This is a genomic window from Micromonospora endophytica, from assembly GCF_003236305.1.
Classification (GTDB): Bacteria; Actinomycetota; Actinomycetes; order Mycobacteriales; family Micromonosporaceae; genus Micromonospora; species Micromonospora endophytica.
In genome coordinates this window covers 1-14,289 of sequence record NZ_POTX01000158.1, presented here as the reverse complement: position 1 = coordinate 14,289, position 14,289 = coordinate 1, and the positions used below count along the sequence as shown (strand labels likewise).

General features: G+C 70.9%; 11 protein-coding genes. 6 read left to right on the top strand and 5 right to left on the bottom strand.

Annotated elements, in window-relative coordinates; all coding sequences use genetic code 11:
• Positions 1–466 (bottom strand): cellulose-binding domain-containing protein (locus tag C1I93_RS20735; RefSeq protein WP_181445255.1); only part of this gene is annotated, 466 nt, incomplete at its 3' end.
• Between the two features lie 445 nt (positions 467–911).
• A complete protein-coding gene (locus C1I93_RS20730) occupies positions 912–3,653 on the bottom strand; it encodes a beta-L-arabinofuranosidase domain-containing protein (RefSeq protein ID WP_111244966.1) in 2,742 nt (913 codons plus the stop codon).
• A 228-nt stretch (positions 3,654–3,881) separates the two neighbouring features.
• Between C1I93_RS20730 and C1I93_RS20725 the strand changes: the two genes are divergently transcribed.
• The 5 genes from C1I93_RS20725 (at position 3,882) to C1I93_RS20705 (ending at position 10,772) form a co-directional block, all read left to right on the top strand.
• On the top strand, positions 3,882–5,117 hold the full coding sequence (locus C1I93_RS20725) for an MFS transporter (protein ID WP_223256452.1): 1,236 nt from the start codon (positions 3,882–3,884) through the stop codon (positions 5,115–5,117).
• A gap of 55 nt (positions 5,118–5,172) precedes the next feature.
• Complete coding sequence (locus C1I93_RS20720) at positions 5,173–6,057, top strand: bifunctional helix-turn-helix transcriptional regulator/GNAT family N-acetyltransferase (RefSeq protein WP_111244965.1); 885 nt, start codon at positions 5,173–5,175, stop codon at positions 6,055–6,057.
• Between the two features lie 49 nt (positions 6,058–6,106).
• Positions 6,107–7,729, top strand: a complete 1,623-nt coding sequence (locus C1I93_RS20715; protein ID WP_111244964.1) for an isovaleryl-CoA dehydrogenase — start codon at positions 6,107–6,109, stop codon at positions 7,727–7,729.
• 424 nt (positions 7,730–8,153) lie between these two features.
• Positions 8,154–10,178 (top strand): cellulose binding domain-containing protein, encoded by a 2,025-nt coding sequence (locus tag C1I93_RS20710; RefSeq protein ID WP_111244963.1) that lies wholly within the window; start codon positions 8,154–8,156, stop codon positions 10,176–10,178.
• 165 nt (positions 10,179–10,343) lie between these two features.
• Positions 10,344–10,772, top strand: a complete 429-nt coding sequence (locus C1I93_RS20705) for a DUF7144 family membrane protein (protein WP_111244962.1) — start codon at positions 10,344–10,346, stop codon at positions 10,770–10,772.
• Here the strand turns inward: C1I93_RS20705 and C1I93_RS20700 are convergent.
• Positions 10,769–12,400 (bottom strand): lipase family protein, encoded by a 1,632-nt coding sequence (locus tag C1I93_RS20700; protein WP_111244961.1) that lies wholly within the window; start codon positions 12,398–12,400, stop codon positions 10,769–10,771. The genes C1I93_RS20705 and C1I93_RS20700 overlap by 4 nt on opposite strands.
• Positions 12,401–12,600: 200 nt before the next feature.
• Here C1I93_RS20700 and C1I93_RS20695 point away from each other — a divergent pair, with 200 nt between their 5' ends.
• Entirely contained in the window at positions 12,601–13,521 is a 921-nt protein-coding gene (locus C1I93_RS20695) for an oxidoreductase (RefSeq protein ID WP_111244960.1), read from the top strand.
• Position 13,522: 1 nt separating this feature from the next.
• Here the strand turns inward: C1I93_RS20695 and C1I93_RS20690 are convergent, their stop codons facing one another.
• Both C1I93_RS20690 and C1I93_RS20685 read right to left on the bottom strand, forming a co-directional pair.
• On the bottom strand, positions 13,523–13,801 hold the full coding sequence (locus C1I93_RS20690; protein WP_111244959.1) for a YggT family protein: 279 nt from the start codon (positions 13,799–13,801) through the stop codon (positions 13,523–13,525).
• A 153-nt stretch (positions 13,802–13,954) separates the two neighbouring features.
• A partial coding sequence (locus tag C1I93_RS20685; protein ID WP_181445253.1) for a cellulose binding domain-containing protein occupies positions 13,955–14,289 on the bottom strand: 335 nt, incomplete at its 5' end.

Sequence of the window (14,289 nt, the reverse complement as noted above, 5' to 3'; positions counted from 1 at the left end):
GCGGCGGGGTGGTCGGCGGCGGCGAGCTGGTCGGCGGCGTCGACGGGCCGGGCGAGCCGGTGCACGGGGTGCCGTTGAGCGCGAAGCTCGTCGGCGCCGGGTTGGTGCCGCCCCGCGAGCCGTTGAAGCCGAACGAGGTCGTGCCGTTGGTGGCGATGCTGCCGTTGTAACTGACGTTGCGGGCCGTCACCTGCGCTCCGTTCTGGGTGACCGTCGCATTCCACGCCTGGGTGATGGCCTGCCCTGCGTTGTAGGACCAGGTGAGGGTCCATCCGGTCAGCGGGTCGCCCAGGTTCGTGATGGTGACTCCTGCGCCGAAGCCGCCGGGCCACTCCGAGGAGATGGCGTAGTTGACCGAGCAGCCGACCGCCGCGGCGCTGGCCGGCAGGGTCACGGCACCACCCGCGGCCACCAGGCCAATTGTGGCCGTGAGCAGGGCAGCTCTGGCCTTCCATCTGGGACGCATCGGGATTCCTTCCGTACGGTGGTGGTACGACGGCGCGGCGCGACGGCGCAACCCGATCCGGGACACGGCGGGGCCGCGCCGAGGCTGTGTCGCGTCGGTGCCAGGACGGGCTGCGATGTGTGTCGACCCCTCGTGGCAGCCGGCTGTCACGAGACGAATCGGTGCTGCCTACCGTGAAGGTGGCCCTTCCGCGCGGGATGTCAGCGCGCGGCGCCTCACGGATCCAGGCCCGGACAGGCCGCCGATGATCGGCGGATTGGCGAGTGAACCCACCTCGGCCTGATGGCCGGCGACCTCGATGAACAGGAGTGTGCCCGTGCTCCTTGGCCAAAAGCTAGCATGTTATCGATAACGCACTCAAGTGATGTCGATGAATCTCCCGGGCTGGATGTCGCTGCCGGGCGGCCCGGGACGCTTCACCGGGCCGCACGGCAGCCGGCCGTGCTCAGATAAACCGCCAGCGGTGGTCGCCGGCGCCGTTGTCGTCCCAGAGAATGATCTGGGTGCCCTGGCTCGACGAGGCGTTCTGGACACCGAGGACCCGCCCCCCGTTCGCGGACTGGATCCGGAAATAACCGTTCGCGCCGTAGCGCAGTCGCCACCGGTTCGAGGTCGAGCCGTTGTCGGCCCACTGCACCACCCGGGCGCCGTTGGCGCTGCCGCCGTTCTCCACGCCCAGCACCTTGCCGCTGTGCGAGTTGCGCAGCCGCAGGTAGCCTCCGCTGTCCACGACCGCGGTCCAGAGGTGGTCGGCGGTGCCGGTGTCACCCCACTGGATCACCAGGCCGCCGTCGGCGGTGGACATGTTCTGCACGCCGAGGACCAGGCCGGTGGCCAGGTTCTGGATGCGGCGGGTGCCGTTGGGCACGAACCGCCAGTTGTTGTCAGGCGTACCGTTGTCGGGATCCTGGACGACCCGGGCACCCTGTGCGGTGGAGCCGTTCAGCAGGGCGAGCAGCTTGCCGCTGTTGCTGTTGCGGATCTTGTGGGAGCCGTCGCCGGCGTCCACGACGGTCCATCGGTGGTCGGCCGTGCCGGTGTCCGACCATTGCAGGACCTGCGCGTTGTCGGCGGTGGACATGTCCTGCACGCCGAGCACCTTGCCGCTGTTGGCGTTGCGGAACCGCACAGTGCTGCCGTCGACGACCAGGTGCCAGTCGTGGTCCAGGGTGCCGTTGTCGGCCCACTGCAACGCCGGTGCGCCGTCGGCGGTGGACATGTTCTCGATCCCCAGCACCAGGCCGCTGGCGGCGTTGACCAGGCGGAACGTGGCTTCGGCCGGGCCGGAGGAGCCGCCGCTGCTCCAGTAGACGGTGTAGTTGTGCCCGTGCGCGTCGTAGAACGGGATCAGGTTGACAGACGCGTTGTTGGCGGTGGCGGTGAAGGTGAGCGCCGAGGTGCTGGTGCGGGTCACCGAGGCGGTGGCCAGCGCGGGTAGTGCCGACAGCGCGGTGTTGCCGTAGTTGCCGGAGAGCACCGCCGGGCCGTACCGCAGCGCCACGACGTTCGGGTTGTCGTTGGTCGGCTCGATGACCACCCGCATCGGCAGGCGTACGGTGACCGTGTCCCCGGCAGCCCAGGAACGGGTGAGGGTGGCGTACGTGCCCGGGGTGGTGGCGATGTTCTGCGCCGTGCCGTTGACGCTGACCGTGGCGCCCTGGGTCCAGGCCGGGATGCGGATCCGCATCGTCCACGACCCGCCGACGCTGCCGGTGACGGTGAGCGTGCTGGTGTCGCTGGCCGGGAAGCTGGTGGACTGGGTGACGGTGATGCCGCGTTGCGACCAGTCCAGCACCGAGGGCATGAAGAGGTTCACGGTGAGCGTGCTGCCGTTGTGGAAGTAGATCGAGTCCATCAGCGTGGTGTTGCTTTCCAGCCCGGTGCCCTGGCAGCACCAGAAGGAGTTGTAGTCCGTACTCCAGGTGCCGCCGCCCCACGCCGGTCCCACGCCGCGCCGGCCGCCGGGCTGCAACGGGGTGAAGTAGGTGATGTGACCGTGGTTGTCGGCCGGGTTCTGCGCGCCGATGAGGTGGTTGAGCAGCGCTCGCTCGTAGAAGTCGAAGTACGCCACCCGGTTCGGGTCGAGCAGCCACAGCTCCCGGGTCAGCTTGAGCATGTTGTACGTGTTGCAGTGCTCGCAGGTGTCGTTGCGCAGGTACCCGGAGATGGCGTTGGGCGCGCGGAAGTGCTCGGCCTGGCTGTTGCCGCCGATCGCGTAGGTGCGGGTGTTGACGGTGATGTTCCACGCGTTGTTGGCGATGTCGCGGTAGCGGGTGGTGCCGGTGGCCTTGTACTCGCGGGCAGCGCCGATCCACTTCGGGATCTGGGTGTTGGCGTGCAGCCCGTTGAGCTGGTCGGAGTTCGACGCCAGGGGGTTGAACACGGCGGCGTGATCGAACCGTTGCGCCACGGTCAGCCAGCGGCTGTCGCCGGTCTGCTGGTACAGGTCGGTCAGCACCGCGTTCATGCCGCCGAACTCGGTGCCCAGCATGGACTGCAGCTGCGTCGCGCTGAGCCGGCCGGTGCGCCAGTCGACCCAGCCGGCGAACGCCAGCAGCACGTCGCGGGCCTGGTTGTTGCCGATGTGCCGCCACACGTCGAGCAGGCCGGCCAGGGTCTTGTGGATGGCGTAGTACGGCACGTTGCCGTTGTTCAGCGTGCGGTTCTCCACGGCGGTGAAGTCGGACTCGGGAAAGCCGCAGAGATACCCGGTGTTGAAGCCGGCTGCGGCGTTGTTGGCCTGACACTTGGCCAACTCGGCCACCATGTAGTTGGCCTTGTCCCGGCAGGTGGTGTCGCCGAGCACCGCCCACATGTGCGCCCACGCGGTCAGGAAGTGCCCCTGTGAGTGGGTGCGGAACGGGAAGTCGGGTGCCTCCCAGCCGCCGAGCGCCGCCGCGCCGCTGGTGGAGAGACGGTGGTTGGCGCGGAAGTTGTAGAGCAGCCGGTTGACATCGACGAAGCGCAGGTAGTTCAGGGTGCGGTTCTGGTTGTCCAGCCAGCGGCTGGCGGTCAGCCGCACCTGGCCCATGTCGAAGGCGTACGCACCGACGCCGATGTCGGGCCGGGCCGGGGGGATCGCCGCGACGGCGGTGCCGCCGCGCAGGGCCGGGCCGACCGCGGTGGCGATGGCGGCCGCGCCGGTGGCCTGGAGCATGCGCCGACGGTTGAGGGACGGGTAGGGCATGACAGCCTCCGGGATGCCAGGCGTGAGGTGGCGGATCGATGCGAAGCTCATCGATGTTATCGTTAACATATCTATCGAGTTAACATCCGCGCAACCTTGTCCCCTCGAGCGACGCGTCGCGGAAACCGAATCCCGGCACGCTGATTTGACCCTCGACCTGCTTGAGCCCCGAGATTGGGCCGCGCACCCGGCGATGCCCTCCACCGGCACCGCCAGGTGGAGCCGGCGGTGGACGGGGAGGACGACGTGGTCGCGACGACCGGCGCGGGGACGACCGTGCCTCCGGCGTACTGGACGTGGCTGGGCGGGACCACCCTGTCCCTGCTCGGCGTGCAGGCCATGGCCTTCGCGATGGCCTGGACCGCGGCCGGGCAGGGCGGCCGCTTCGCCGCGCTGGTGCTCAGCGCGATCGTCGCGCCCCGGGTGCTGCTGCTGTTGGTCGGTGGCGCGGTGGCCGACCGGTTCGGCCCCTGGATCGTCCTGGTGCTCTCGGACGCGGCGATGATCGTGGTCATGGCGGCGCTGGCCGTGGCCGTGTGGTCGCCTGCCGATCCGGGGCTGCCGCTCCTGCTGACCGCCCTGGCCATCGGGATCGTGGACGCCTTCTACCTGCCGAGCACGGGCGCGATGCCTCGACGGCTGGTGCCGGCGGACGGGCTGGCCCGGGCCATGTCGGCCCGCCACCTGGCCGGTCAACTGGCCCTGTTCGCTGGGCCGGCGGCCGGTGGGCTGTTCCTGGCCGGGCTCGGCCTCGCCGGGGTGGCACTGGCCAACGCCGCCACCTTCGCGGTGCTGCTGGCGGTGCTGGTGGCCCTGCGACCGTACGCGGCGAGAGCCGGCAGCGACGGCGGGCCGGAACCGGCGCGATCGGTGGGGCGAGCCGCGCTGGACGGGCTGCGGGTCGCCGCGGCCCACCCTGTGCTGCGGCCCACGCTGCTGCTGGTCGGAGTCGCCGCCGGCTTCCTGCTGCCGGTCACCGGACTGCTCGTACCGTTGCTCGCGCGGGAGCGGTCGTGGCCGCCGCAGGTGGCCGGCGTGGTGGTCGCTGCGCTGGCCCTGGGCACGGCGGGCGTCGCGGTGCTGGTGCTGCTGCGCGGCGCGCTTGCCGACCCGGGCCGGGTGGCAGCCGTCAGCCTGCTGGTGGCTGCCGGGGGTGTGGCCGCGTTGGCGGCGGCCGGCTCGCCGGTGGGAGCGGTGGTGGCCGGGGCGGTGGTCGGCCTGGGGTCGGGCGGGTTCGCCACCCACGTCGGCCCGCTGGTGCTGGCCGCCACGCCGGCCACCCACCTGTCCCGGGTGCAGGCGGTGCTGGTGCTCGTGCAGAACCTGCCGCTGGTGCTCACCACCAACGCGTTCGGGGTGTTCGTCGAGACCACCCGGACCGCGTCGGTGCTGTACGCCTGCGCCGGTGTGCTGGCGACGGCCGCGTTGGCGGCCCTGACACCGTCCCGCCGCCAGGACCCGTGACCCGGGTGGCGCGACGGTTACCATGATCGGCGATACCTGACTAAAGTCAGCAATCATGGACCGTCAACGTGTCGACGTGGTGCGGCACTTCAGCCGCACGGTGACCCAGCGCGTCGGCGCGCTGGACGACAGCTTTCTCGCCCGCGACCGGCCACTGGCCCAGTCGCGCCTGCTGTGGGAGATCGGCCTGGCCGGCGCCGAGGTCGCGGTGCTGCGTACCCGCCTGGATCTCGACGCCGGCTATCTCAGCCGGCTGCTGCGCGCGCTGGAGGGCGCGGGTCTGGTCACTGTGGGTTCGGCGGACGGGGACGGGCGGGTCCGCACCGCCCGGCTCACCGAGGCCGGCCGCGCCGAATGGCACCTGCTCGACCGCAGGTCCGACGAGCTGGCCTGGTCGATGCTCGCGCCGCTGAGCGACGGCCAGCGGGACCGGCTGATCGCCGCCATGTCCGAGGTGCAACGGCTGCTGATGGCCTCGCTCGTCACCATCGACACCTGCCCACCCGGTGACGCGCGTGCCCGCACCTGCCTGCGGGCCTACCTGGGGGAGCTGAACGAGCGCTTCGAGACCGGCTTTGACCTCGACATCGACGACGAACCGGACCTCGTCCCGCCGGCCGGCCTGTTCCTGGTCGCCACCCTCAACACCGAGGCGGTGGGCTGCGGTGCGCTGCGGTTCAGCGCCGGTGAGCCCGCCGAGATCAAGCGCCTCTGGGTGTCCCGGTCGGTGCGTGGGCTCGGCGTCGGTCGGCGACTGCTCGGCGAACTGGAGCGGCGGGCCGCAGCCGCCGGTGCCGACACCGTCCGGCTGGACACCAACGGCAGCCTCACCGAGGCGATCCAGCTCTACCGCAGCGCGGGCTACCACGAGATCCCGCGCTACAACACCAATCCGTACGCCCACCACTGGTTCGCCAAGCGGGTTGCCGGCCTGAGCTGAACGATGGTTCAATTTTCCGTTCACCTGTCGCACGGTTGGAGTCTGTCCGGTGACCACACACGAGGTGTTCAACCAGGTGCCGCCGCTTGTCGGCTACGACGCCGCCGACGACCCGGCCCTGCTCGACGGGCTCGTCCGCGAGGGTGCCGGCTGGGCCACCGGTGAGGTGCGCGAACTCGGTCGGCTCGCCGGCACCGCGCAGTCGATCGAGCACGGTCGGCTGGCCAACGAACACCCGCCGGTGCTGCGGACCCACGACCGTTACGGGCATCGGATCGACGAGGTGGAGTTCCACCCGTCCTGGCACGAGTTGATGCGTACCGCCGTCGGGCACGGCCTGCACGCCGCGCCCTGGGCCGACGACCGGGTCGGCGCGCACGTCGCCCGCGCCGCGAAGTTCTACACCTGGCGCCCCGACGCCGGCCACGGCTGCCCGATTTCGATGACCTACGCGGCGGTGCCGGCCCTGCGGCACGCCCCGGACCTGGCCGCGCGCTACGAACCGCTGCTCACCGCGACCGGGTACGACTTCGGGTTGCGGGCCCCGTCGACCAAGCACGGGCTGCTGGCGGGCATGTCCATGACGGAGAAACAGGGCGGCTCCGACGTACGCGCCAACACCACCGCCGCGCGCCCGCAGCTGGACGGCAGCTACCGGCTGGTCGGGCACAAGTGGTTCACCTCCGCGCCGATGTGCGACCTGTTCCTCACCCTGGCCCAGGCGCCGGAGGGGCTGACCTGCTTCCTGGTGCCGCGCGTGCTGCCCGACGGCACCCGCAACCCGATCCGGCTGATGCGGCTGAAGGACAAGTTGGGCAACCGCTCCAACGCCTCCGCCGAGATCGAGTACGACGACGCGGTCGCCTGGCGGGTCGGCGACGAGGGCCGGGGCGTACGCACCATCATCGACATGGTCAACCTGACCCGGCTCGACTGTGTGATCGGCGCGGCGGCGGGCATGCGGCAAGCTGTCATCACCGCCGCGCACCACGCCACCCACCGGCGGGCCTTCGGCCGTCACCTCGTCGACCAGCCCCTGATGCGTAACGTCCTGGCCGACCTGGCGGTGGAGTCCGAGGCCGCGACGGCGCTGATGATGCGCCTCGCCGGTGCCACCGACCGCGCCGCCCGAGGCGACGGGGGAGAGGCCGCGTTCAAACGGATCGCCCTCGCCATCGGCAAGTACTGGGTCTGCAAGCGCTGGCCGGGGCATGCCGCCGAGGCGCTGGAATGCCTGGGCGGCAACGGCTACGTCGAGGAGTCCGGCATGCCGCGGTTGTTCCGCGAGTCGCCGCTGAACTCCATCTGGGAGGGTTCCGGCAACGTAGCGGCCCTGGACGTGCTGCGGGCGCTCGCCGGCCAGCCCGAGGTGATGGCCGCGTTGCGGGCCGAGGTGGAGGCCGCGACCGGGGCCGACCGGCGACTCGACGCCGCCGCGCGCCAGGCGTTCGCCGCCCTGGCTGATCCGGCCGACCTCGAGCTGCGGGCCCGCCGGGTGGTCGAGCAACTCGCCCTGGTGCTCCAGGGCGCGCTGCTGGTCCGGCACGGCCACCCGGCCGTCGCCGACGCCTTCTGCGTCTCCCGGCTGGCCGGCGACCACGGCCACGCCTATGGCACCCTGCCCGCCGGCCTCGACCTCGCCGCCATCATCGAACGCGCCGCGCGCTGCTAAATCTTGGTACGGCCGCTTTGGACCTTGGTACGGGAGCGCCCCTATGGGGGCACTTTCGCACCAAGATTGCCGCCGAGGTGCGCGCGGCCGGTGGCTCATGGACGGGGAGGCGTGAGTGGGCGGATCGGTTGGTCGCTCGGGCCCGTAGCGGTGTCCCGCATCGTTGTGGGATTTTGGTGTGTCGATGCTTGTCGCGCGTGAGTGACCGTCGCCCGGAGGGCAGCCGGGGCTGTCATGGCCTTTGGCGGGTGGCGGCAGGTTCTCTCGTCCGCCCCTGTTCGAGGCCCTGGTGGGGCCGACTCGGGGCGGATCTCGGCGTGCTCAGCGAAGGACAGGCATGACACTCTCGAACAGGCACGGTGTTCGATCTCTTTCCCTACCACTACCGCTGTCTCGGCGCGGCGCAGCGGCGCTGGTGGCGAGCATGGTGCTCGGCACCAGCGTGTTGACCGGGGCCGCCGCTCCGAGTGCCGGCGCGGCGAACGCGCCGGTGACCGTCACCGTGAACGCGCGGGCCGGGCTGGCCACCATGCCGGAGACCGGACTCGGCGTCAACCACGCGATCTGGGATCAGCACCTGGCGATCCCCGAGACGACGGACCTGCTCAAGACGGCAGGCGTGCAGATGGTGCGTTACCCCGGCGGCTCGTACGCCGACATCTATCACTGGCGCGACCACACCGCGCCCGGCGGCTACGTCGCTCCCGGCACCGACTTCGACACCTTCATGGCCGCCGCCCGCGAGGTCGGCGCCCAACCGATGATCATCGCGAACTACGGCACCGGCACGCCGGCCGAGGCCGCCGACTGGGTGCGGTACGCCAACGTGACGAAGGGCTACGGCGCCCGCTACTGGACGGTCGGCAACGAGAACTACGGCAACGGGCTCTACGGCGCCGCCTGGGAGGCCGACCACCACCCGGACAAGAGCGCCACCTACTACGCGAACCTGGTGGTCGACTACGCCGAGGCGATGAAGGCCGTCGACCCCACCATCAAGGTCGGCGCGGTGCTGACCATGCCGGGCAACTGGCCGGACGGCCTGACTGCGGGCAATGATCCGGGACCGTGGAACCAGGCAGTGCTGAGCATCGCCGGTCCGAAGATCGACTTCGTCGACGTGCACTGGTATCCGGGCGGCAACGCCGCCGAGTCGCTGCCCCGGACCGGTCACATCGCCGACGCGGTCCACCTGCTCCGGCAGCAGATCGACAGGTACGCCGGCCCGGACGCCGGGCGGATCGGGATCAGCCTGACCGAGGTGAACGTGACAGCGGACGGCATGACCAGCCAACCCGCCGCGCTGTTCCTGGCCGACGCCTACAGCGGGCTGCTGGCCAACGGCGTCTTCACCGTGCACTGGTGGAACGTGCACAACGGCATCGGCCGGGTCACCACCGTGGCGGGCCAGACCGACTACGGCGACTTCGGCCTGCTCTCCAGCGGCAACTGCACCGCCGACGGCGCGGTCTGCGAACCGCCGGTGAACACGCCGTTCGCCGCGTACCACGGACTGTCCATGATGAGCCGGTTCGCGCGTACCGGCGACCAGTTCCTCCGGGCCGGCTCCGACCAGCCGATGGTCACCGCGCACGCGGTGCGGCGCGGCAACGGGGAGGTGGCGGTGCTGCTGGTGAACAAGGATCCGGAGCACGAGTATCCGGTCACCATCGACTACGCGGGCTTCACCCCGTCGAGCGGCGCGCCGACGGTGCACACCCACACCAACGGCGCCACCGCCATCGCCACCAGCCAGAACGGCAGCGCGACCAGCCGGACCCTGCCGCCGTACTCGCTGACCACCCTGGTGGTGCGTCCGGCCAACGCGTCGACCGGCGTACCCGGTGCGCCGGGCCAGCCCACTGCCCGCCAGGTCACCGACCGCGGCGCGACGATCTCCTGGCCGGCGGCCACGCCGGGGGCCAGCCCGATCGCCAAGTACGAGATCCACCGGCAGTTCGGCGCGGTCAGCGAGCAGCTCGGCGAGACCTCGGGTACCTCGTTCACCGTCGGCAACCTCAACCCCGGCAGCAGGTACACGATCAACGTGCTGACCCGCGACACCGCCGGACGGGTCTCCTGGGCCTCGCCGCCGCTCACCTTCACCACCGGCAGCCCGGCCAACAGCGCGTGCAGCGTCCGCTTCACCAACACCACCGACTGGGGCAACGGGTACGTGGCCAGCGTCGACATCGCCAACAACACCGAGCAGCCGATCGACGGCTGGACGCTGACCTGGACCTGGCCGACGTCCTGGCAACGGGTGGGTAGCGGCTGGAACGCGAACTGGGCACAGACCGGCGCCGACGTTCGGGTGACCAGCACCGACGACACCCGCCGGATCGCCGCCGGCGGCAGCGTGAACGTGGGCTTCGTCGGCGAGTACAGCGGGCCCAACGTCGTACCGACCGCCTTCCGGCTCAACGGCACCCTCTGCACCGCCCGGTGAACCACCCGGTCCGCCGGTGCTGCGCCGGCGGACCGGGCCACCTCGCCAGCGGTTCACCCGTTCGGCCGCGCCGCCGGTGCGCTGCTGGCTACCCTGTTCGCTGCGGCGATGATGCAGGTGGGGGCGGCCATGTCGGGGGTTCCATCGAGCGGGGGGACGCCGGGCGTGGCGGTGGGCTCGGGCGGTGCCGGGTCGGGCCCGCCGCCGACGAGTCGGCGGCTGCTCGCCGGACTGGCGATCGGGCTGGCCGGCACGATCGACGTCTTCGCCGCAGGAGAAAACGCCGTGGTGGACCCGTACGTGATGGTTGCCGAGGACGGCTTCTACCGGCTCGACCTCACCGGCTGGGTGTGGCTGCGGCTGGTCGTCGGGGCGGTGCTGGTGGCGTCCGCGCTGGCGTTGGCGATCGACCGCCGGGCCACCGTCCTGCTCGCGATCGGTGCGGGCATCATCGGCATGGTGGCCGCCGTGCTGCTGTTTGCGTTCCAGCCGGTCAAGGAGACGCTGTCGTTGCTGCTGGTCGGGTGGGCGGTGTGGCTGCTGATCGGGCTGCTGCGGCAGCGGCGTCGCAGCGGCGATCACCGGACGGCCTAGGCACATAGCCGTTGTTGCAGGAACGACCCCTGACCTGGGGGGAGCCGTTCGCGCCACACCGGGTTCAGCGTGATCGTCAGCGGCGGGGCCTGCCAGGCGGAACCGAGGCGCTGCATCACGCCGTACTCCCTCCTCGGCCGCTCCAGGTTCTGCCCGGAGAGGAAGTCGACCATCTCGTTCGAGACGGTGGCGCGGCCGAGAAAGCTGGCGTGGAAGGCGGGCACCTCGATCACCGGGATCCCCGTGTAGGGCCCGGGTGGGGCCTCGACGGCGGTGACTGTCGGCAGGAAGGCGATCACGCGTACCCCGGGAACGGGGCACATGGTCCGGTAGCGGTAGAACGGGGCGTCATCAATCAGCGAACGGATGAAAGGCTCGTCCGGGGTGTGGTCGCTGGCCGAGACGAGGTTGATCACGCCGAACAGGCCGCGCAGCAGCCAGCCGGTGCCGATGCCCCAGCCACTGTTCGCCTCCGGCGGCGGATAGTAGACCCGGCCGGGCCGGGCCAGCGGGCTGAACATCATCAGGACCTGCACCGGGGAGCCCGGCCGGTCGCGCAGATACGTGCGGGCCACCATGGCCCCCTCACTTTCTCCGATCAGCGCGATCGGTCGCCCGGTACGCCGGTGCAGCACGTCGATCTGCGCGGCGAGCAGCAGCGCGCTGCGGGTGAGCGACTGCCGGGTGCTCCGCGACGAATAGGGCAGCGGACGGCCGTCGGCATCGATGCCGGCGTAGGAGAACCGGCGTACCCGTGGGTCGGCGGCTTCTCGGCCGTCGTAGGCGGAGTCGTGCCCGGCGAGCAGGATCACCGCGTACGGCACGCTGGCGGCGAGCGGCCGGTCGAAGATCGGCGGGTCGAAGGTGTCAGTGGTGCCGGTCGGCGGCGCCTGCAAGATCTGCACGACGAGCGGTGCCGCCATCGCCAGCACCACCACGATCGGGGTGACCGGCGCGCGGGCCAGCCGGACATGCTGCGGTATCAGCGCGGCGCGGACCGTGCGGTTCCACAGCAGTCCGTTGACCATGCCGGCACCGAGGGCGACCACCGGCGTCCAGCCGGAACCGGCGCTCCAGACCAGCCCGCCGGCCACCGACAGGACGACCAGGTCCAGCAGCGACCAGCCGAACAACTCGGCCGACGGTAGTCCGCGCCAGCCACCCGGCCCGACCGACATCCGCTGCAGAAAGGGAGCAATGACGATCATCGGCCCCAGCGACACGAACACGAACCAGGACAGCGCCACGGCCGATGCGGCAAAGGACATGGCGGCGAACGGTGCCACGATGAGCGCGGTGAGCGCGGCGATGCCCAGGTTGCGCCGGAGCAGCTCGCCGAGCGGCGGTCGGGGCACCTCCGCCGGCCAGGCCAGCCGAACCAGGATCGCGGAGAGCGCGCCGCGCAGCGCGATCGCGGCCAACAGGCCGAGGGCGAAGGTCAGCCAGGAGTTGTGGTAGACGAAGACCCAGCGCAGGTCGTGGTATGTGTCGTAGGGCCAGACCGCGGTGGCCTGCGGCGCCAACGCCCGTGGTGAGACAAATCCGATGCGGACCAGGATCGCCGCCTCGACCAGCGGAACCGCCCCGGCCACGGCGAGCAGCACCAGCAACCGACGCGAAGGCGACACGGAACCTCCTGTGCGCGGACGGGCGGGGCCGCTTCCACTCGGCGGTGCCTGCACAATATCGCGCAATAGCGGCCATATCAGGCACTTGTTCCGAAGTGCCACACCCGTCGAACCGGTACGGCTTGACGAAATGATCTAGTCGGGTCAATCTTGTCGCCGCCTGCCGTGCCGGTGGTCGGCAGCGGGCTGAGGAGCGACGAATGAGGCGCTGGACGTACGACGACATTCCCGACCAGGGCGGCCGTACCGCGATCGTCACCGGCGCGTACGGCGGCATCGGTTTGCAGACCGCCCGGGCGCTGGTCGGCCGGGGAGCGCGGGTGGTCCTGGCCGGACGGGACCCGGCCAAGGGTGACGCCGCAGCGGCCCGGATCCGCGAGCAGTACCCGGCGGCCGAGGTCAGTGTCGCCCGGCTGGACCTGGCCGATCTGGACTCGGTGGCCGCGTTCGTCGACGCGTACCAGGCCGAGCATGACCGGCTCGACCTGCTGATCAACAACGCCGGGGTGATGTACCCACCGTTGCGGCGGACCCGACAGGGCTTCGAGAGCCAGTTCGGCACCAACCACCTCGGCCATTTCGCGCTCACCGGTCAGCTGCTGCCGCTGCTGCTGGCCACCGAACAGGCCCGGGTCGTCAATGTGGCCAGCAACGCCTACCGCACCGGAAAGATCGACTTTGACGACCTGAACTGGCAGCGGCGGCGCTACTCGCGGTTCGCCGCGTACGCGCAGAGCAAGCTTGCCGTCCTGCTGTTCACCCTGGAACTGCATCGGCGGCTGACCGACGCCGGCGCGCCGCTGCGGGTCACCGCCGCGCATCCCGGCTGGACGTACAGCGGCTCAGCTCCCGGTCGGGGTGGTGTGGTCGCCGCCTTCAACGTCGTGGGCAGGTTCGTGGCGATGACGGTGGCCGACGGCGCGTTGCCGACGCTGCGCGCCGCGACCGACCCGGACGCGGAGAGCGGCAGCTACTGGGGACCGGCGCACCGGATGGAGAACGCCGGCCCACCGGTGCCGGCCAGCCGCAACGAGCGAGCCCTGGACGCCGTGACGGCGCACCGGCTCTGGACGGAAAGCGAGCGGCTGACCGGCGTGGCGATCCCTCTGGGGCCGGCCTGACCTACGGCAGCAGTGCGCGGATGATGACGATGGCCAGGAAGACCACGATGAAGGCGAGGTCGATGCCGACGCCGCCGAATCGCAACGGTGGAAGCACCCGGCGTACGGGGGCCAGGATCGGCTCGGTGATGGCGTACACGACCGCGGAGAGTCGGGAGCGCAACGACCCCCGTGCGCTCGGGCCGGCGAAGACCTCGCTCCAGTCGAGGATCGCGCGAGCGACCAGCAGGATCTGCACGAGCAACAGCAACAGGCTGACGAGTGCGAGCACCGCACCCATGGGCTACCTCCAGTGAACCGGTGGGGGCTCTACTCTGCGCTGCTTTGTTGAGATTTTCCTGAGCGTTCGCTGGAGTGGTGGTCGCCGCCGGTTGACCGGCGTGGCGGCGCCCCGGCCGTGCAGCCGGCCGGGGCGCCGTGGGGACGGGGCGGCTCAGGAGCAGGCAGCTCCGTTGAGGGTGAACCGGTTGGGCGGCGTGTTGGTGCCGGTGTGGCTGGCCTGCAGACCGAAGCTGACGCTCTGGTTGGCCGCGATGGTGCCGTTGTAGGCGGCGTTGCGAGCGGTCACCTGGTTGCCGCTCTGGGTGACGGTGGCGTTCCAGGCGCTGGTGACCTGCTGGCTGTTGGGCCAGGTCCACTGCACCGTCCAGCCGTTGACCGGGCTCGGGCTGGTGTTGGTGACGGTGATGGTGGCGACCAGACCGTTGTTCCAGGAGTCGGCCCCGTACTGCACCCGGCAGGATGTGGCGGCGGGCGGTGGGGTGGTGG